This window comes from Klebsiella sp. Shm-1, from assembly GCF_040804525.1.
GTDB classification, from domain to species: domain Bacteria; phylum Pseudomonadota; class Gammaproteobacteria; order Enterobacterales; family Enterobacteriaceae; genus Klebsiella; species Klebsiella pneumoniae.
On record NZ_CP161823.1, the window covers coordinates 273807 to 292306 of the forward strand.

Consider the following 18500-nt stretch of genomic DNA (forward strand, 5'->3'; position numbering starts at 1 on the left):
GAGGCTTAAAAGGTTCCACCGATGGTTGCGATTACTCCGGTACGATCCAGCTGACGGTGGCGTGGCCGGTGCCGGTCGGAACCAGTTTGCTGTGCAGCCACGGCAGCACGTTATTCATCTGCTGCTCCAGCTTCCACGGCGGGTTGATGACGATCATCCCGGAGGCGGTCATGCCGCGCTGGTCGCTGTCCGGACGCACCGCCAGCTCAATCTGCAGGATTTTGCGGATGCCGGTGGCTTCTAACTCTTTGATCATGCGTTTGATTTGCGCGCGCAGCACCACCGGGTACCACAGGGCGTAGGTGCCGGTGGCGAAGCGTTTGTAGCCTTCGTTAATCCCGGTGACCACCGCCTGATAGTCGGTTTTAATTTCGTACGGCGGGTCGATCAGAATCAAACCGCGGCGCGATACCGGCGGCAGCTTGGCTTTCAGCTGCTGGTAGCCATCGGCTTTATCGACGCGCGCGCGGCTGTCTTTCTGGAATTCAGCGCGCAGCAGCGGGAAGTCGCTCGGGTGCAGCTCGGTCATCTGCAGGCTGTCCTGCTCGCGCAGCAGCTGGCGGGCAATCAGCGGCGAGCCCGGGTAGTAGCGCAGCTGGCCGTTACGGTTGAAGTGTTCGACTACCGAAATATACGGCTCCAGCTCCGCCGGCAGGTCGTCCTGCTGCCAGATGCGGGCGATGCCTTCAAGATACTCGCCGGTACGTTCGGCGTGCTCGCCGCTCAGCTGATAGCGGCCCGCGCCGGCGTGAGTGTCCAGGTAGAGAAACGGTTTTTCTTTCTCTTTCAGTGATTCAATGATCAGGCTCTGAACGGTGTGTTTGAGGACGTCGGCGTGGTTGCCTGCGTGAAAGCTGTGGCGATAACTGAGCATGGATGCAGAGATTCCGGGAAGTAAACAAGTTAACCGATAGTTTACCGCAGATCGGCCGAGATTACCGCTGCGCCGCCGCGCTGTTTCATTTCTGCCAAAAGCGTTGCAAAACATAACGCTGTCATAAAAACGTCAAACGGCCGCGCTAGCGTCGGATACAGGCAAGGTAATTATTTGAATAAAAGGAAAAATAATGAAAAGGCAACTCTCGCTGCTGGCCGTCGCGCTGCTGCTGGCGCAACCGGTTCTGGCTAAAGACATCCCGCTGAACAGGGCGGCGGCCCTCGCCAATAGCGTGACGCCGGCTGCCTCCAGCCAGGCGTATGACGATCTTGAGCAACAGGCGCTGGCGCAGCTACGCCACGCTCTGCAGGGGAATGCCGCCACGCTGACCCGCGATCGGCTGGCGCACACCAAACAAAACCAAACTCAGGCCGATACCGCCTGGCTGAAGGCCAGCGGCTATGACTTCCAGACCCGGGCCAACCAGCAGGCGGGCATTGCGCTGCTGTCGGCGTTCAGCACCCTGCCGGAGACCGTCGTGAAGCAGAATCTGGCGACGGTGACCGCCATCAATCGCGACGCCGTGCAGACCACGCGCCGTCAGGCGCTGGCCGATGCGGAAGGCATTAGCTACCTCTACTTCCTCAGCGATGCGCTGGGGCCACGCCTTGGCAAAGCGTTTCTGACCGCCTATGACCAGGGCGCGCTGGGGAAAGCGGCAGCGTTGATCAAAGCCTCGGAGGTCAGCACCGGCGAGGCGAAAAAGCACTTCAATAATCCGCGGCCGTTTCTGGTGCAGGGCAACACCATTCACCTGGTGCCTGACGATGTGGTGGTGAAAGATAACCAGCCCTACACCGCCGACGGCGGCTCGTTCCCCAGCGGCCACACCAACACCGGCTATACCGATGCGCTGCTGCTGGCGGCGATGATCCCGGAGCGCTACGACGCGCTGGTGGCGCGCGGCGCCCGCTATGGCTACTCGCGCATCGTGCTGGGCGTCCACTACCCGCTGGACGTGATCGGCTCGCGAATGGTGGCCGAGCGCAACGTGGCCCACTATCTTAACGATCCGCACTACCGGGTATTATTTAACGAAGCCCGCGATCAGCTGCGCGCCGCGCTGGCGAAGGCCTGCGGCACATCGCTTGCCGAGTGCGCGAAGAGCAGCGTGAAAGACGATCCCTGGCGCGATCCGGCGATGCGTGATTTCTCTCGCTTCACCATGACCTACGATCTGCCGCAGCAGAAGGGTCCGCAGCCGCGTTTACAGGTGCCGGAGGGGGCGGAAGTGCTGCTGGAAGATGCCCTGCCGCATCTGTCAGCGGCCCAGCGTCGGGCGCTGATGGTCAACACCGCGCTGCCGGCGGGTTACCCGCTATCCGGCGCCACCCCCGAACAGCAATTCTGGCAGCGGCTGAATCTGTCGGCGGCCTGGGAGATGGCGCAAAAAAGGCATTAATGTGGTTTCCGGCACGCTGCACTGCGTGTCGCGCTTTTCCGGCAACGGGCGGACTTATCGCAGCAATACCCAGGCTGACGCACCGCCCGTCATTGAAATTCCCCCAACTATCCCCCATTCTAGATCTCATGCATAAGCGCCGGACGCGCGCTTCATTCACCCTTTTCAACAGGACAGCGCATATGACCAATCCATTATTGACGCCTTTCTCCCTGCCGCCTTTTTCTGCGATCAAACCAGAGCACGTGGTCCCTGCGGTCACCAAAGCGCTGGAGGATTGCCGGGCCGCGGTGGAAAGCGCGGTGGCGCACGGCGCGCCGTATAGCTGGGAAAATCTTTGCCAGCCGCTGGCGGAAGTGGACGATGTGCTGGGACGCATCTTCTCGCCTGTCAGCCATCTGAATTCGGTTAAAAACAGCCCTGAACTGCGTGAGGCCTACGAACAGACGCTGCCGCTGCTCTCCGAGTACAGCACCTGGGTCGGCCAGCATGAAAGCCTGTATAAAGCCTATCGCGACCTGCGCGATGGCGATAACTACGCCACGCTGAATACCGCGCAGAAAAAAGCGGTTGATAACGCGCTGCGCGATTTTGAATTATCCGGGATTGGCCTGCCGCCGGAGGAGCAGAAACGCTACGGTGAAATCGCCGCGCGCCTCTCTGAGCTGGGCAACCAGTACAGCAACAACGTCCTCGACGCCACCATGGGCTGGAACAAGCTGGTGACCGATGTCGCCGATCTGGCCGGCATGCCGGAAAGCGCGCTGGCCGCCGCTCAGGCTCAGGCGCAGGCCAAAGAGCAGGAAGGGTATCTGCTGACCCTGGATATTCCGAGCTATCTGCCGGTGATGACCTACTGCGATAACCAGGCGCTGCGCGAAGAGATGTATCGCGCCTATTCCACCCGCGCCTCCGATCAGGGCCCGAACGCCGGGAAATGGGATAACAGCCCGGTGATGGCGGAGATCCTCGCCCTGCGTCACGAGCTGGCGCAGCTGTTGGGCTTTGACAGCTATGCGTATAAATCCCTCGCCACCAAAATGGCGAAGGATCCGCAGCAGGTGCTCGATTTCCTCACCGACCTGGCAAAACGCGCCCATCCGCAGGGCGAAAAAGAGCTGGCCCAGCTGCGCGCCTTCGCCAAAGCCGAGTTTGGCGTCGATGAGCTGCAGCCGTGGGACATTGCCTACTACAGCGAAAAACAGAAGCAGCACCTCTACAGCATCAGTGATGAGCAGCTGCGCCCCTATTTCCCGGAAAACAAAGCCGTTAGCGGCCTGTTTGAAGTGGTTAAGCGCATTTACGGTATTACCGCTAAAGAGCGTACCGATGTCGATGTGTGGCATCCGGAAGTGCGCTTCTTCGAGCTGTATGACGAACACAACGAGCTGCGCGGCAGCTTCTATCTCGACCTGTATGCCCGCGAGCATAAGCGCGGGGGGGCGTGGATGGACGACTGCGTCGGCCAGATGCGTAAACTGGATGGTTCCCTGCAGAAGCCGGTCGCCTACCTGACCTGTAACTTCAACCGCCCGGTCAACGGCAAGCCGGCGCTGTTCACCCATGACGAAGTGATCACCCTGTTCCACGAGTTCGGCCACGGTCTGCACCATATGCTGACCCGCATCGACACCGCCGGGGTTTCCGGCATCAGCGGGGTGCCGTGGGATGCGGTCGAGCTGCCGAGCCAGTTTATGGAGAACTGGTGCTGGGAGCCGGAAGCGCTGGCGTTTATCTCCGGCCATTATGAAACCGGTGAACCGCTGCCGCAGGAGCTGCTGGAGAAAATGCTGGCGGCGAAAAACTACCAGGCGGCGATGTTTATTCTGCGCCAGCTGGAGTTCGGCCTGTTCGATTTCCGCCTGCATGCGGAGTACAAACCGGAGCAGGGGGCGAAAATCCTTGAGACCCTGGCCGAGATTAAAAAGCAGGTCGCCGTGGTGCCGGGGCCGACCTGGGGCCGCTTCCCGCACGCCTTCAGCCACATCTTCGCTGGCGGCTATGCGGCAGGTTACTACAGCTACCTGTGGGCCGACGTGCTGGCGGCAGACGCCTTCTCACGCTTCGAAGAAGAGGGGATTTTCAACCGTGAAACCGGTCAGTCGTTCCTCGACAATATCCTGAGCCGCGGCGGTTCCGAAGAGCCGATGGAGCTGTTCAAACGCTTCCGCGGGCGCGAGCCGCAGCTGGACGCGATGCTGGAGCATTACGGGATCAAAGGCTGATTGCTACGTGAAGATCTGCTTAATTGATGAAACAGGCGCCGGTGACGGCGCCTTATCTGTTTTAGCCGCCCGCTGGGGGCTGGAGCAGGATGACGATAACCCGATGGCGCTGGCGCTGACGACGGAGCATCTGGAGCTACGCAAGCGCGATGAGCCCAAGCTTGGCGGCATCTTCGTCGATTTCGTCGGCGGGGCGATGGCCCACCGGCGCAAGTTTGGCGGCGGCCGCGGCGAAGCGGTGGCTAAAGCGGTGGGTATTAAAGGCGATTACCTGCCGGATGTCGTCGATGCGACGGCCGGGCTGGGACGCGATGCCTTTGTGCTGGCGTCGGTCGGCTGTCGCGTGCGGATGCTGGAGCGTAATCCGGTGGTCGCCGCGCTGCTCGATGATGGCCTGGCGCGCGGCTATGCTGACGCGGAAATCGGCGGCTGGCTGCAGGAGCGGCTGCAGCTGATCCACGCCTCCAGCCTGACGGCGTTAATCGATATCACCCCGCGCCCGCAGGTGGTGTACCTCGATCCGATGTTCCCGCATAAGCAGAAAAGCGCGCTGGTGAAGAAAGAGATGCGCGTCTTTCAGTCGCTGGTGGGGCCGGATTTAGACGCCGATGGCCTGCTGGCCCCGGCGCGCCAGCTGGCAACTAAGCGGGTGGTGGTGAAGCGCCCGGATTACGCGCCGCCGCTGGCGGAAGTCGCCACGCCGAATGCGGTGGTGACCAAAGGGCATCGGTTTGATATTTACGCCGGTACGCCGGAGTAATATTACGCCGTGGTGGTAACTCCCGGATAGCGGCGCAACGCGCCTTATCCGGGCTACCGAATCGTCGCCCGGCTCCGCGTAGCGCAAGCCGGGAACCACAATATCTGAACAAACGGCGCCAGTGCGGATCGGCCATCTTAAACGGTTACTCGGCGCTGGCCGGTGTATTAATCATCCGGTTCAGCCACGGCACCATCAGCGCCATCACCACCGTGACGCCCAGCGTCACCAGGCCAATTTTACTGAACACATTGGTATAGACCGGCAAGGTCTGCAGCGGATCGGTGATGTTTTCCGGCACCGCGGTAAAGGTCGCCACATAGCCGCCCAGCAGGAACGCGGCGGCCTGGGTCAGAAACCACATCCCCAGAATAAAGCCCATCAGATGCTGCGGCACCAGTGCGGCAACCATCGCCAGCCCCAGAGCGCTGATTAACAGTTCGCCCAGACTCTGGAACAGATAGACCAGCACAATAAACCACGGCGAGGTTAACCCCTGGGCGTCGGCGAACCACATCCCGGCCGCCGCGGCGGTCAGGAAGCCCAGCGCGCAGAGGAACATCCCGAGGGTAAATTTCACCGGCATGGTCAGGTCTTTACCCTTATGACCGAGATGGGTGTAGATCGACGCCAGCACCGGGCTGGCGACCACTACCCAGAAGGGATTCAGCGCCTGGAAGCTGACCGGGTTGATGGTAAAGCCAAGGATCTCATGATGGACGTTGTTGATGGCGAAGAAGTTCAGCGAGGTCGGCATCTGGGCATACAGAATGTAAAACAGCACCGCCTCGATCATCAGAATAAAGGCGACGAACATTTTGTTGCGTCCAGTTTTATCGAGGCGAAACGCCTCACGGAAAAAGAACGCAATAACCACGACCGACAGAACAATCAGCACCAGGTTGGCGATCATCACGTTATGCATCAGCCAGGCGCAGAGAAAAATCATTACCACCGTACCGGCCAGCACCAGCGCCAGATTGCGTAGGCTGAGGGGGCGATGATCCGGCTCGGAGCCAATATCTTTCACCATCCCGCGGCAGGCGAAGTAGACCAGCAGCGCGATAATCAGCCCCGCGCCGCACAGGTTATAGGTTACCGCGTAGCCAAATTTTTCGGCGATCACCGGCGCCAGCGACAGCGACAGCAGCGAACCGATGTTTATCGACATATAGAACAGGGTAAATGCCCCGTCGAGACGGGCATCCTTCGGCGGATAGCATTTGGAGAGCAGGCTCGCCGGGTTGGCTTTAAACAAACCGTTGCCGACGGCGATGGTGCCGAGAGCGATAAAGATCAGCTGCGGTTTCAGCAGCGACATCCCGGTCATAAAGTAGCCGATAGCCAGCACAATGGCGCCGAGCACCAGCGTGCGTTTGGTCCCCAGCAAATGGTCGCCCACGTAGCCGCCGATGGAGATCAGCCCGTAAACCAGCGCCGCGAAGGCGCCGAAGGTGATAAAGGCCTGTTCCTGAGAGAAGCCCAGCTGTTTAACAAAGAAGACCGCCAGGATCCCCTGAACGCCGTAATAGCCAAAACGTTCCCAGAGCTCCACAAAGAAGATCATAAAGAACGGACGAGGTTGCTGCAGCAAGCCCGTAGGTGCAGTTGTATTCATATTCCTTCGCCTTGTATTACTTTCCCAAAAAGTATGAACGCGTATGCCAGAACGCGCCGAAAATGTCTGATAACTCGCCATGCTGCGGTTATTGGCTTATGGAATAGATTATTATATAGATATTTCGCCGAATAACTGGTTGATCACACTAATTGAATGGCGATTTTATGGATTGAAGTTCTGCCGCATGGCGAGGGAAAGCGAAAATAAAAAACGCCCGCATCGGCGGGCGTATTGCGCGGATAAAACGAGACGGTTATTCGTCTTCTTCGTCGCGCAGCGGGACGATCAGCATGTCGACATGAACGGTGTTAATCAGCTGGCGGGCAGAGGACATCAGCTTGCTCCAGAAGTCCTGATGATGGCCGCAGACCACCAGGTCCATATCGTATTTTTTAATCGCATCGACCAGCACCTGGCCAAGGTCGCCGCTGCCGCTCAGGGTCTCGGTGATGGGATAGCCTGCGTTGGTCGAGAGCTCGGTCAGCGCGTGATGGGTCTCTTCGGAGATGCGTTTTTGCATGTCGCCGAGGTTAACGTCAATCAGCCCGGTGTAGAGGTCGGAGTAATTCACATCCACATGGATCAGGGAGACTTTCGCGTTATACGGGCGGGCCATAGAAACGGCTTTTTCAACCAGTACTTTACTCTCCGGGGACAGGTCTACTGCAATCAGAATATGTTTGTAAGCCATAGTGTTACTCCTTCCATAAGTTTGTCGATGACCATTGGACCTGACAGCTGGCGCTGCCGTTTCGCCCGCGTCCTGCGTGCTACATTCGCGGGAGGGTAGCCTTTAAGGACTTCATTGTAGAAGATATTTCCTACCTTATAGCGCCCCCCGCACTCCGTCAATGCACTGGGTTCACCTAAAAGTTAAACAAATTTATCCGTCTTACGTATTGATAACGAATAACCTTGTGGTAAAAAAATTAATGGATCTCCTACACTATTTAATGAGCCGGTCGGAAAAATAAATGTGATCGGAATCGCACTCTTTACGGTATCGTCGTGGGTTATTTGGGGAGCGGTAGCCGCGGAGGTTTTCTCCGTAGGCGGGTCGCCGGGGAGGAGGTATGATCAGCACTATTGCGCTGTTTTGGGCCCTGTGTGTCGTTTGTGTGGTGAATATGGCACGCTACTTCTCATCGTTGCGTGCATTATTGGTGGTGCTACGTGGTTGCGATCCCTTGCTCTATCAGTATGTTGATGGCGGCGGCTTTTTTACCTCGCACGGGCAGCCCAGCAAACAGATGCGGCTGGTGTGGTATATCTATGCCCAGCGCTACCGTGACCATCACGATGATGAATTTATTCGTCGCTGCGAACGTGTTCGTCGCCAGTTTATCCTGACCAGCGCCCTGTGCGGCCTGGTGGTGGTGAGCCTGATTGCGCTGATGATCTGGCACTAACGTTTCAGAATAAAAAAACGGGCCAGCAAGCTGGCCCGTTTTGAACGAATAACGCTTAAATCAGTTTCAGGGAGAGCCAGTAAAGGACGCCTGAAAGGATAATCGCTGCCGGCAGGGTCAGCACCCAGGCCATCAGAATGCTGGTCACCGTCTTTTTCTGCAGACCACCGCCATCCACCAGCATCGTCCCCGCTACCGAGGAGGAGAGTACGTGGGTGGTGGAAACCGGCATCCCGGTGTAGCTCGCCAGACCGATAGAAACCGCTGCGGTCATCTGAGCCGACATCCCCTGAGCGTAGGTCATGCCTTTCTTACCAATCTTCTCACCGATGGTGGTCGCCACGCGGCGCCAGCCGATCATGGTGCCGATACCCAGCGCCAGCGCGACAGCCATGATAATCCAGATTGGCGCGTACTCGATGGTGCTCAGCATATCGGTTTTCAGTTTCTTCAGCAGACGCTGGTCGTCAGCGCTCACATCCGGCAGCTTCGCCACCTTGTCGGTGGTGTCGGAGATGCAGAGCATGATGCGACGCAGCTGGCCGCGCTGTTCCGGTTTTAGCGACTCGTAGTTCTCAACGCCGGTCAGCATGGTTTTGACGCGGTCAAGGGCGTTGATGGTGTTCGCCGGATGGCAGTGGAACTCGCCATTGGCCGCGGTATTGGTATCCGGAGAAGGCACCAGCTGATCGACGCCGGTGGCTTTTTTCAGCAGTTCAGGACGCTGCTGGAAGAAGGTTTCCACGTTGTTGACCGCATCGCGGGTACGGGTGATTTCGTAACCAGAGGCATTCATATTCACCACGAAACCCGCCGGCGCGACGCCGATCAGCACCAGCATCACCAGGCCAATGCCTTTCTGCCCATCGTTAGCACCGTGAGAGAACGACACGCCAATAGCAGACAGGATCAGCGCGATACGGGTCCAGAACGGCGGCTTTTTCTTACCGTCTTTCTTTTCACGCTCTGCGGGCGTCAGGTGGATACGCGCGCGTTTTTTGGTTCCGCTCCAGTAGCGACGCAGCAGGAAAATCAGGCCGCCCGCGATCACCAGACCGACGATCGGCGAGATGATAAGCGAAGCAAAAATACCGATGACTTTCGGGATATTCAGCGCATCAACCACGGAAGTACCGGTCATCAGCGCATTGGTTAAACCAATGCCGATGATGGCGCCAATCAGGGTATGAGAACTGGAAGCTGGAAGACCGAAGTACCAGGTGCCGAGGTTCCAGATGATCGCCGCCAGCAGCATAGAGAACACCATGGCGAGGCCATGTGCGGAACCCATGTTAAGCAGCAGATCGGTCGGCAGCATATGCACGATGGCATAGGCTACGCTGAGACCGCCCAGCAGAACGCCGAAGAAGTTGAAGAGCGCCGCCATCGCCACAGCGAGCTGTGAGCGCATTGCGCGAGTGTAGATAACCGTAGCCACCGCGTTTGCGGTATCATGGAAACCGTTAATCGCTTCGTAAAACAGTACAAAAGCTAAAGCAAGCAATAATAATAGTCCGGTATGTAAATCCAGACCGGCAAATAAATGTAGCATAGGACGTTACGCCATTTTGAGGACATGAACGCGGCGCATTATCAGTGACTTTAGCGGCGCGGGCAAAGTGAAATATAGACTTTTTTTGATTTTCTTCCTGTTTAGGTTTTACCCTGTTGAGAGTAATCCTATATCTTTCAATGATGTATCTAATGCGGGATTTTTCCCGCTGGTGTGACCAGAGTGAAATATTTACAAAACCCGACAATTGGGGAACGAGGAACGCGGTGTGGAAAGGTTTGATGCCATTGTCGTTGGCGCCGGAGCGGCGGGAATGTTTTGCGCAGCGCAGGCGGGCCAGCTTGGCTGCCGCGTCCTGCTGCTGGATAACGGCAAAAAGCCGGGGCGAAAAATTCTGATGTCCGGCGGCGGCCGCTGCAACTTTACCAACATGTATGTTGAACCGGCGGCCTATTTGAGCCAAAACCCGCATTTTTGCAAATCTGCCCTGGCGCGCTACACCCAGTGGGACTTTATCGAGCTGGTCGGTAAATACGGCATCGCCTGGCATGAGAAGACCCTCGGCCAGCTGTTTTGCGATGATTCGGCGGAGCAGATCGTCAATCTGCTGCTCGCGGAATGTGAAAAGGGCGGCGTGCAGATCCGTCTGCGCAGCGAAATCCTCAGCGTGGAGCGCGATGAACAAGGCTACCGGCTACAGGTGAACGGCGAAACGCTGGTGACCAAAAAGCTGGTGATCGCCTCCGGCGGTCTGTCGATGCCGGGGCTCGGCGCCTCGCCGTTTGGCTATAAAGTCGCCGAGCAGTTCGGCCTGAAGGTGCTGCCGACCCGCGCGGGGCTGGTGCCGTTTACCCTCCACAAGCCATTGCTTGAGCAGCTGCAGGTCCTCTCCGGCGTGTCGGTGCCGTCGACCATTACCGCCGAGAACGGCACTCTGTTTCGCGAAAATCTGCTGTTCACCCACCGCGGCCTTTCCGGACCGGCGGTGCTGCAAATTTCCAGCTACTGGCAGCCCGGCGAGTTCGTCACCGTTAATCTGCTACCGGACTGCGATCTTGATGACTTCCTTAACGAGCAGCGCAGCGCGCATCCCAACCAGAGCCTGAAGAACACCCTGGCGATGCAGCTGCCGAAGCGGCTGGTGGAGTGTCTGCAGCAGCTGGGGCAGATACCTGATGTGACGCTCAAGCAACTGAACGTTCGCGATCAGCAGACGCTGGTGGAGACGTTAACCGCCTGGCGCGTGCAGCCGAACGGCACCGAAGGCTACCGGACGGCGGAGGTGACCCTCGGCGGCGTGGACACCAACGAACTCTCGTCGCGTACTATGGAGGCGCGTAAGGCGCCGGGTCTCTACTTTATCGGCGAAGTGATGGACGTTACCGGCTGGCTCGGGGGGTATAACTTCCAGTGGGCGTGGTCAAGCGCCTGGGCCTGCGCGCAGGCGCTGGTGGAAGGGTAATCTACGCGTCCGGGCGCCCTGGTGCCCGGACGTATATGATCAGTTCAACCCAAGAAAATACTGGGCGATTTTGAAATAGATAATCAGCCCGGTGCCATCAATCAGCGTGGCGATAAACGGCGCGGAAACTACCGCCGGGTCAATGCCGATCCGCTTAAGCACCATCGGAATGACCGAGGAGACAATCGCGCTCCACAGGGTAATGCACACCAGCGTCAGGCTGACGATGAGCGTGATTTCCATGCCAATCCCCATCATCCAGGCGCGCAGGCAGCCCGCCAGGCCCAGGGTCAGGGCAATCAGAAACGAGGTCGATACCTCTTTGCGGATCACCCGCCCCATATCGCGCAGTCGCACTTCCCCCAGCGCCATCGAGCGCACCAGCGTCGAGGTGATCTGCGTTCCGCTGTTGCCGCCGGTGCCGATGAGCAGCGGAATAAAGAAGGCCAGCGCGATGGCCGATTCCAGGGCTTCTTCGAAATGCTGCAGTACGCTGCTGGTGTAGGCTTCGGCCACAAACAGCAGCAGCAGCCACACCGAGCGTTTTTTCCACAGCGTCCAGGGGCTGATCTCGAGGTACGGTTTTTCCAGCGGCAGCGTTGCCCCCTGCAGCTGAGCATCTTCGGTGACGTCATCCTCCAGCAGATGGGCGATCTCCTTCTCCATCAGGCAGCCGACCAGCTCGCCTTTATCGACGACGGGGACCAGGTCGAGGCCGCGCTCGCTGAGCTCGGCAATCACCTGCTGGCGCTCATCGTCAGGTTTGACGCGAAACAGGCAGCTGTCCATCAGGTGGCGGATAGACTGGTTGATATCCGTTTCCTGGAGTAGCTTTTTGACCGACAGGCTGCCACGCAGCTTCTTGCCGGCGACGACAAACACCTGCCCGGGAATATCATCGCTGGCCAGCTGGGAGATAAAGTGTTCGCGCGCCTCATGAACGCTGAGATGTTCCTGCAGCGTAATAAAATCGGTACGCATGTACTGGACGATCGCATCGCCGTCGAAGCCAGAGGTCGCCTGATGGGCGGCGCAGAGTTGAATGGAAGACATGTTTAAAAATCCCTATAAAAAATCACTCATAGGGGCGAACAAGACAGGGTTAGCGCAGGCAGATCCCTACGTCCTGGTTTTAGCACTGCATAACGTATCTGAACGGTCATGACCGCCAGAAGTTACCTTGGCAACACCTTGATTCGATGGAAGCCTGTATTTCCCTGAGTGGTCTCTCTCGATACCAACAGGGCGGTAACTTGTATTTATGCAGGAGCCTCGCCATAACGAGATCGTTAAATGAGGCGCCATTATTGGCGAAGAGGGATAATTCACAAAGCGTATAATTTATATGGTTTATCAACTGTTGATAAACAAAGTTTGCCTGGTAAGAAGTTGACTTCACATTGTGCTATCAGAAAAATGATTTCAGTAAGTGAATCATGCGGCAAGGAGGGATAAAACCATGATCAAACCTAAAACGCCAAACTCAATGGAGATTGCCGGCCAGCCTGCCGTTATCAATTACGTGCCTGAGCTCAATGCATTCCGCGGTAAGTTCCTGGGATTATCAGGATATTGCGATTTTGTTTCCGATAGTATTCAAGGGTTACAACAGGAGGGCGAGATATCATTACAGGAGTATCTCGCAGATTGTCATGAAGCGGGGATTGAGCCTTATGCTCACCCGGAAAAGATGAAAACCTTCACGCTGCGCTATCCTGAGTCATTTGGTGAGCGTCTTAGCTCCGCCGCTGCGGAGGAGCAGGTTTCCGTAAATACCTGGATCCTTGAGACGCTCAATGAACGTCTCAAACAGGCTTAAAACAGCCTGCAGCAGATCGTTATCGTTTTAATTTTCATCCGCTAAACACTGCAAATGCCCATGGCGCACGCCGCGCTGGGCAATCACGTCGTCGGCAAAATGCTGTACCTCGGCCATATCACCTTTCAGCACCGCAATCTCCAGGCAGTCGTCATGACTGATATGCACATGCAGCGTGGCGACGGAGAGATCGTGATGATGATGCTGGGTGGCCACCAGCCGGCTCGCCAGTTCGCGTTTTTCATGTTCATACACGTACGACAGGACGGCATACCCGCGCCGTGATTCCGGCGACGGAGGATCCTGGTTGAGGGCGTCGCGCAGAATATCGCGTACCGCCTCCGAACGGTTGTGGTAGCCGCGGCGGGCGCTGAGCGCATCGAGGGCGGCCAGCAGGTCATCATCAAGGGTCAGGGTTACGCGCTGCATGGCATGGCCTCGTTAAGCAGAGTGGCAGGAAAAGGGGGGAGCACCGCCTGCTGGAGCGCCTGTCCGGCAGGAGAGCGCAGGCGTAGCGGTAGACTAACCGTTGCGGTTTCGACGATGCGCCCGTGCTCCATCACCAGCACTCGCTGGCAAAAGCGCTCCACCAGCCGCAGGTCATGGGTGATGAACAGGCAGGCGGTGTCAAACTGCGCCTGCAGACGCTTCAGCAGGGCGATAATCTCCGCCTGCAGCAGCAGATCGAGATTTGAAACCGCTTCATCAAGGATCAACAGCTGCGGCCGTACCGCCAGGGCGCGTGCCAGGCAGACGCGCTGCAGCTGTCCGCCGCTGAGCTGCGCCGGGCGCTTATCGAGCAGCGACGGCGCGAGGTCGACGGCCAGCAGCATCTCTTCCACCCGCCGCGCACGCGCCTCACGCGGCAAGCACAACAGATGGCGCAGCGGCTCGCTGACGATCTCGCGCACCGTTTTGCGCGGATTCACCGCGCTGAAGGCATCCTGAAATACCAGCTGAATATCGCGGCGGAAGGCGCCGATGGCCTCGCCCTTCAGGGCGGCCAGCGGCGCGCCGCGCCAGGCAATATCGCCGTGCTGCGGCGTTTCCAGACCCACCAGCATCCGCGCCAGGGTGCTTTTCCCACAGCCGCTGCGTCCGAGCAGGGCCACCGTTTCGCCGGGGGCGATGGCGAGTTGTATCTCGTGCAGGACTCTGCCGTGGTGAGGATAATCGTGACTCACCCCGGTGACGCTGAGTAAATTCATGGTGTTTTCTCCAGACCGTATAACGCCAGATGCGCGGCCAGCAGGCGCTGGCTGAGCGGGTGCCGCGGGGCGCTAAATAGCGTATTCACATCGCAGTGTTCAACGAGGCGACCGTTCTCCATCACCGTTACGTGATGCGCCAGCCGCGCCACGACGCCCATGTCATGCGTCACCAGCAGCAGTCCCAGACCGCGCCTGGCGACAATATCCGCCAGCAGGTCGAGGATGCGCGCCTGGGCGATGGCATCGAGATCGGTCGTCGGCTCGTCGGCGATGATAAAGGGCGCGCGGCTGAGCAGGGCGAGAGCGACCATCATCCGTTGCAGCATGCCCCCGCTCATTTCAAAAGGGTAGCGCTTCAGTAGCGCCCGCGGATTGTCCAGACCGACCTCCTCCATCGCTGCCAGCAGCACGGCGTCATTCGTTTCACGACCCGCTGCCCGGCAGGTTTCCCGGGCGTGCGCGGCCATGGTCTGCAGCGGGTTAAAGGCGCTACGCGGGTTCTGCATGATGGTGGCGATGGTCGCCCCGCGCAGCTGTTCGCCGTGCACCGGAATGCCGTCGAGAAGCACCCGGCCGGCGGTTTGCCTGACGCCGGGCGGCAGCAGGCCCAGCGCGGCGGCGCAGGTCAGCGATTTTCCGCAACCACTGCTGCCGAGCAGCGCCAGCACCTGGCCGCGGCGCAGGGTGAAGGAGACGTCGCTGACCAGCGGTCGGTCAGCGGCAAGCGAGATCTGTTCCAGTTGGATCTTCTGCGGCATCAGTGGCTATGCTCCGCGATCAGGTGGGGATCGAGACGATCGCGCAGCGCGTCGCCCAGCAGGTTAAAAGCCATCACGCTGATGAACAGCGCCAGCCCCGGCCAGACCATTAGCAGCGGCTGGGTCCAGATATACTGCCGGGCGTCGTTGATCATCACCCCCCATTCCGCCGTCGGCGCGCTGACGCCGAGACCGAGGAACGACATGCCGGCTACGTGAAGCATCATATGGCCGATATCCAGCGAGGCGAGCACCAGCAGCGAGGGGATCACCGCGCCGGCCAGATGGTCGCTGAACAGCCGCCACTGGCTGGCGCCGCTCAGACGGGCGGCGAGGATAAATTCGCGCTGGCGCAGGGAAACCACCAGGTTACGCACCATTCTGGCGTACCAGGCCCAGTGCGACAGCGCAATGGCGAGGATCACGTTGGTCAGCCCGGTACCCAGCACTCCCACCATAAAGAACGACAGGATCGAGGTCGGAAAGGTCATAAACAGTTCGGCGATGCGCATCAGGCCGCGGTCGGCGCGGCCGCCCAGCAGTCCGGCGCAGCCGCCGACCGCCAGGCCGATCAGCAGCACCAGCAGCAGACAAGCCATCACCGCCCCCAGCGAAACGCGGGTGGCGGCCAGCAGGCGTGAGAAAATATCCCGGCCGAGATGATCGGTGCCGAGCCAGTGCGCTGCGCCCGGCGGCAGCAGCCGCTGCTGAAGGTCAATCGCCGCTGGATCCCAGGGCAGCCACCAGCCGCTGCCGATGGCGATGACCGCCAGCAGCGCGATAACCAGCATGGCCAGTTTTACCGGCCAGCGAAAGCTTTGTAGCCCTCTCATGCGCTCACCTCCTCGTGGCGGCGCAGGCGCGGGTCGAGCGCCGCGTTAAGCACATCTACCGCCAGATTAGCCAGCACGAACACCGTCACCATCATCAGGGTAAAGCACTGGATCACCGGGTAATCGCGATTGAAAATGGCGGAAACTGCGTAGCGGCCGACCCCGGGCCAGGCAAAGATATTTTCGATAATCATGGTGCCGCCGATCAGCTCGCCAATGTGCATGCCCATGGCGGTCACCACCGGCAGGGTGGCATTGCGCAGGATATGTCGGCGCTCCACCTGGCGCGCGCTCAATCCGCGCAGCCGCGCCCATATCACGTGACGCTGGCTGGCGGCGTCCAGCATGCTGGCGCGCAGCAGGCGGGCGTTGATCGCCAGCGACATAAAGGCGATGGAGACGGCGGGCAAAATCAGGTGCTGCCAGTCGCCATACCCCATCGCCGGGAGCCACTGCAGATGCACGGAAAAGAGCATCACCAGCAGAAAGGCCAGCCAGAAGTTGGGCATTGAGACGCCGAGGAAGGCAATCAGCCGTACGATATAGTCCGGCAGGCGATCGCGATGGCGCGCCGCCCAGATGCCCAACGGCAGGGAGGTGACGAGGATCAGCGCCAGCGCCGCGCCGGTGAGCAGCAGGGTGGCCGGCAGGAAGTGCAGCAGGTCGTCCAGCACCGGGCGCTGGGTGGCATAGGAGAGACCGAAATCCAGGTGCAGCGCCCGCCATAGCCAGTGCAGATACTGCATTGCCAGCGGCTGGTTGAGCCCCAGCAGCTCGCGGGTCGAGGCAACCATCTCTTCAGTGGGCGGCAGGTTCGACAGGCGTAAATAATCCAGCGCCGGGTCGCCGGCGCCGAGCCGCAGCAGCAGAAAGATGATGGCTGAGGCGGCGAGCAGCAGCGGGATCAGCAGCAGCAGGCGGCGTAAAATATAGCGTAGCATTATGGCGTTACCGGGGTAATCTGGTCGAAAGGGATCTCGCTGGTCACCGGGGCGAACGGGATCTCCCCGACCTCCTGGCGCGCGACCGACATCAGCGAGACATAGCTGATGGGCAGATACACCGCGTCCTGATGCAGACGGGTCAGCACATCATGGTACAGTTTTCTCCGCTGCGCCTCGTCCCCGGTGGTCAGCACTTCACTAATCTCTTTATCAATCAGTGCCTTGTCTGGCAGGCCGCGCTGGGCCTGGTAATCCGCATGCGACGGGACGCGCATCGAGCTTAAAAAGGCATGCGGATCGTAGGGCGCGCCCCAGGTGCGATTGAAGATCATGCCGAAGCGGCCTTCGCGCTGGCGCGCGTAAATGCTGCTTTCCTCCTCGCCCACCAGGGTGACCTGCACGCCGACCTGCCGCAGATTGGCCTGAATAATTTCGGCCATCGATTTAGCCAGCGCGTCGGTGCCAATAAACGCCAGCTCAATCGCCAACGGTTGCCCGGCTTTTTGTCGCCAGGGCTGGCCCTCCAGCTGCTGCCAGCCGGCCTGTTCCAGCAGGGCGCGGGCTTTTGTCGGGTCGTAACGGCGCGGCGTCAGATCCTGCGGGGCGTAAGGGACGGAGGGGGCAAACAGGGTGTCGGCAACCTGCTGGGTGCCATACAACACGCTATCGACAAGGGTCTGTTTATCGACGGCGTAGTTGAGCGCCTCACGAACCGCCTGCTCGCGGGTCGGGCCCTGGCTGGCGTTTAGCGCCAGCATTACCGTCTCCGCCGGGGCGGACAGGCGCGCCACGTAGCCGGGGTGATGGCGAAAGCGTTCGAAGGTGTCCAGCGGCAGCAGCCCTTCATCGCCGTAGAGCATATCTATTTCCCCGGTTTCGAACGCCACCGCCCGGCTGGTGGCGTCAGGGATCACCTTGATGGTGATTTGCTGTAGCGCGGGTTTGCGACCCCAGTAGCGCTCATTGCGCACCAGCACATCGCGCTGATTGAGCTGCGAGCTTGCCAGCCGCCACGGGCCGGTGCCGATCGGGGCTTTAATGCCCCTGGCGGTGCCGCCATCGATAAACTGCGAGGGGGCGATGAAGCGGAACGGGCGGGGCAGGGCCAGCTCTTGCAGTAAGGGGGCGTAGGCGCTTTTCAGGGTGATCTGCAGCTCGGTGGCGCTGAGGGCCCGCACGTCGGTTATTTGGTTGGCGAGCTCAAGCCAGGCGTGGCGTTGGCGGTTGGCCAGCACCGCCTGAAAATTGGCCGCCGCGGCCTGGGCGTTAAACGGTTCGCCGTTGGAGAAGGCCACATCGTCGCGCAGGGTGAACCACCAGGTTTTTCCGTCGGCGGAGTGACGCCAGCGGGTTGCCAGCCAGGGCTGTACGCTGCCGTCAGCCTGATACTTCACCAGCGGTTCATAGACCATGCTTTGGGCAAACATCTGGTTGGGCGTATAGAGATGGGGATTCAGCGGGCCGACGTTAACCGGCCAGGCGGTGGTGAGCTGGTACGGCGCGGCCTGAGCCAGCAGAGGGACGCAGGCGACCAGCGCCAGCAGGGTGAGGCGGATAATAGACAAGACGGCAATCTCAACGACAGGAAAGTATGACGATTTTAGTG

General features: G+C 59.5%; 17 protein-coding genes and 1 riboswitch. Of the genes, 6 read left to right on the forward strand and 11 right to left on the reverse strand.

From position 1 onward, the window contains the following. Positions 1-31: 31 nt before the first annotated feature. The gene (locus AB1E37_RS01270; protein ID WP_002921269.1) at positions 32-874 is read right to left on the reverse strand and encodes a 23S rRNA (adenine(2030)-N(6))-methyltransferase RlmJ; all 843 of its coding nucleotides are present in this window, start codon (positions 872-874) and stop codon (positions 32-34) included. A gap of 193 nt (positions 875-1067) precedes the next feature. Between AB1E37_RS01270 and AB1E37_RS01275 the strand changes: the two genes are divergently transcribed. The 3 genes from AB1E37_RS01275 to rsmJ all read left to right on the forward strand — a co-directional run bounded on the left by AB1E37_RS01275 (position 1068) and on the right by rsmJ (position 5324). Continuing rightward, the gene (locus tag AB1E37_RS01275) at positions 1068-2339 is read left to right on the forward strand and encodes a phosphatase PAP2 family protein (protein ID WP_004150114.1); all 1272 of its coding nucleotides are present in this window, start codon (positions 1068-1070) and stop codon (positions 2337-2339) included. Positions 2340-2521: 182 nt separating this feature from the next. Further along, complete coding sequence (gene prlC, locus AB1E37_RS01280) at positions 2522-4564, forward strand: oligopeptidase A (protein ID WP_032447931.1); 2043 nt, start codon at positions 2522-2524, stop codon at positions 4562-4564. Positions 4565-4571: 7 nt separating this feature from the next. Continuing rightward, entirely contained in the window at positions 4572-5324 is a 753-nt protein-coding gene (gene rsmJ / locus AB1E37_RS01285; RefSeq protein ID WP_032447930.1) for a 16S rRNA (guanine(1516)-N(2))-methyltransferase RsmJ, read from the forward strand. Positions 5325-5469: 145 nt separating this feature from the next. Here rsmJ and dtpB read toward each other — a convergent pair whose 3' ends face one another. Both dtpB and uspA read right to left on the reverse strand, forming a co-directional pair. Further along, on the reverse strand, positions 5470-6918 hold the full coding sequence (gene dtpB, locus AB1E37_RS01290; protein WP_232551038.1) for a dipeptide/tripeptide permease DtpB: 1449 nt from the start codon (positions 6916-6918) through the stop codon (positions 5470-5472). A 280-nt stretch (positions 6919-7198) separates the two neighbouring features. Then, positions 7199-7636 (reverse strand): universal stress protein UspA, encoded by a 438-nt coding sequence (uspA, locus tag AB1E37_RS01295; RefSeq protein WP_004145166.1) that lies wholly within the window; start codon positions 7634-7636, stop codon positions 7199-7201. 382 nt (positions 7637-8018) lie between these two features. On the opposite strand from uspA, the gene uspB reads away from it, so the two are divergent. Continuing rightward, a complete protein-coding gene (gene uspB, locus AB1E37_RS01300; protein ID WP_002921203.1) occupies positions 8019-8354 on the forward strand; it encodes a universal stress protein UspB in 336 nt (111 codons plus the stop codon). A 55-nt stretch (positions 8355-8409) separates the two neighbouring features. Here the strand turns inward: uspB and pitA are convergent, their stop codons facing one another. After that, the gene (gene pitA, locus AB1E37_RS01305; protein WP_002921200.1) at positions 8410-9906 is read right to left on the reverse strand and encodes an inorganic phosphate transporter PitA; all 1497 of its coding nucleotides are present in this window, start codon (positions 9904-9906) and stop codon (positions 8410-8412) included. Positions 9907-10135: 229 nt separating this feature from the next. Here pitA and AB1E37_RS01310 point away from each other — a divergent pair, with 229 nt between their 5' ends. After that, the gene (locus AB1E37_RS01310; protein WP_004150109.1) at positions 10136-11329 is read left to right on the forward strand and encodes an NAD(P)/FAD-dependent oxidoreductase; all 1194 of its coding nucleotides are present in this window, start codon (positions 10136-10138) and stop codon (positions 11327-11329) included. 39 nt (positions 11330-11368) lie between these two features. Here AB1E37_RS01310 and AB1E37_RS01315 read toward each other — a convergent pair whose 3' ends face one another. Next, positions 11369-12382, reverse strand: coding sequence for a magnesium transporter (locus AB1E37_RS01315; RefSeq protein WP_002921192.1), 1014 nt, complete (start codon positions 12380-12382; stop codon positions 11369-11371). Between the two features lie 57 nt (positions 12383-12439). Further along, a riboswitch (M-box (ykoK) riboswitch) is annotated at positions 12440-12621 on the reverse strand. A 167-nt stretch (positions 12622-12788) separates the two neighbouring features. Here AB1E37_RS01315 and AB1E37_RS01320 point away from each other — a divergent pair. Further along, positions 12789-13148, forward strand: coding sequence for a type II toxin-antitoxin system HicB family antitoxin (locus tag AB1E37_RS01320; RefSeq protein WP_004181489.1), 360 nt, complete (start codon positions 12789-12791; stop codon positions 13146-13148). 27 nt (positions 13149-13175) lie between these two features. On the opposite strand, the gene nikR is transcribed toward AB1E37_RS01320, so the two are convergent. From nikR to nikA, 6 genes are read right to left on the reverse strand one after another with little or no spacing between them, the layout of a single operon-like run. Further along, a complete protein-coding gene (gene nikR / locus AB1E37_RS01325; RefSeq protein ID WP_004181488.1) occupies positions 13176-13577 on the reverse strand; it encodes a nickel-responsive transcriptional regulator NikR in 402 nt (133 codons plus the stop codon). After that, the gene (gene nikE / locus AB1E37_RS01330) at positions 13565-14356 is read right to left on the reverse strand and encodes a nickel import ATP-binding protein NikE (RefSeq protein ID WP_002921186.1); all 792 of its coding nucleotides are present in this window, start codon (positions 14354-14356) and stop codon (positions 13565-13567) included. Before nikE ends, nikR begins: the two co-directional genes overlap by 13 nt. Further along, a complete protein-coding gene (locus AB1E37_RS01335) occupies positions 14353-15117 on the reverse strand; it encodes a nickel import ATP-binding protein NikD (RefSeq protein ID WP_004173959.1) in 765 nt (254 codons plus the stop codon). Before AB1E37_RS01335 ends, nikE begins: the two co-directional genes overlap by 4 nt. Beyond that, the gene (nikC, locus tag AB1E37_RS01340) at positions 15117-15950 is read right to left on the reverse strand and encodes a nickel ABC transporter permease subunit NikC (protein ID WP_004901155.1); all 834 of its coding nucleotides are present in this window, start codon (positions 15948-15950) and stop codon (positions 15117-15119) included. Before nikC ends, AB1E37_RS01335 begins: the two co-directional genes overlap by 1 nt. Then, the gene (nikB, locus tag AB1E37_RS01345; RefSeq protein ID WP_002921105.1) at positions 15947-16891 is read right to left on the reverse strand and encodes a nickel ABC transporter permease subunit NikB; all 945 of its coding nucleotides are present in this window, start codon (positions 16889-16891) and stop codon (positions 15947-15949) included. Before nikB ends, nikC begins: the two co-directional genes overlap by 4 nt. Then, positions 16891-18459, reverse strand: a complete 1569-nt coding sequence (gene nikA / locus AB1E37_RS01350; RefSeq protein ID WP_004181484.1) for a nickel ABC transporter substrate-binding protein — start codon at positions 18457-18459, stop codon at positions 16891-16893. The genes nikB and nikA overlap by 1 nt, the downstream gene beginning before the upstream one ends. Positions 18460-18500 lie beyond the last annotated feature (41 nt).

Excerpts from the sequence above, each read along its gene's own strand:
- AB1E37_RS01270 (WP_002921269.1), bottom strand. The coding sequence starts at position 874 with ATGCTCAGTTATCGCCACAGCTTTCACGCAGGCAACCACGCCGACGTC.
- AB1E37_RS01275 (WP_004150114.1), top strand. The coding sequence starts at position 1,068 with ATGAAAAGGCAACTCTCGCTGCTGGCCGTCGCGCTGCTGCTGGCGCAA.
- prlC (WP_032447931.1), top strand. The coding sequence starts at position 2,522 with ATGACCAATCCATTATTGACGCCTTTCTCCCTGCCGCCTTTTTCTGCG.
- uspA (WP_004145166.1), bottom strand. The coding sequence starts at position 7,636 with ATGGCTTACAAACATATTCTGATTGCAGTAGACCTGTCCCCGGAGAGT.
- uspB (WP_002921203.1), top strand. The coding sequence starts at position 8,019 with ATGATCAGCACTATTGCGCTGTTTTGGGCCCTGTGTGTCGTTTGTGTG.
- pitA (WP_002921200.1), bottom strand. The coding sequence starts at position 9,906 with ATGCTACATTTATTTGCCGGTCTGGATTTACATACCGGACTATTATTA.
- AB1E37_RS01315 (WP_002921192.1), bottom strand. The coding sequence starts at position 12,382 with ATGTCTTCCATTCAACTCTGCGCCGCCCATCAGGCGACCTCTGGCTTC.
- AB1E37_RS01320 (WP_004181489.1), top strand. The coding sequence starts at position 12,789 with ATGATCAAACCTAAAACGCCAAACTCAATGGAGATTGCCGGCCAGCCT.
- nikR (WP_004181488.1), bottom strand. The coding sequence starts at position 13,577 with ATGCAGCGCGTAACCCTGACCCTTGATGATGACCTGCTGGCCGCCCTC.
- nikE (WP_002921186.1), bottom strand. The coding sequence starts at position 14,356 with ATGAATTTACTCAGCGTCACCGGGGTGAGTCACGATTATCCTCACCAC.
- AB1E37_RS01335 (WP_004173959.1), bottom strand. The coding sequence starts at position 15,117 with ATGCCGCAGAAGATCCAACTGGAACAGATCTCGCTTGCCGCTGACCGA.
- nikC (WP_004901155.1), bottom strand. The coding sequence starts at position 15,950 with ATGAGAGGGCTACAAAGCTTTCGCTGGCCGGTAAAACTGGCCATGCTG.
- nikB (WP_002921105.1), bottom strand. The coding sequence starts at position 16,891 with ATGCTACGCTATATTTTACGCCGCCTGCTGCTGCTGATCCCGCTGCTG.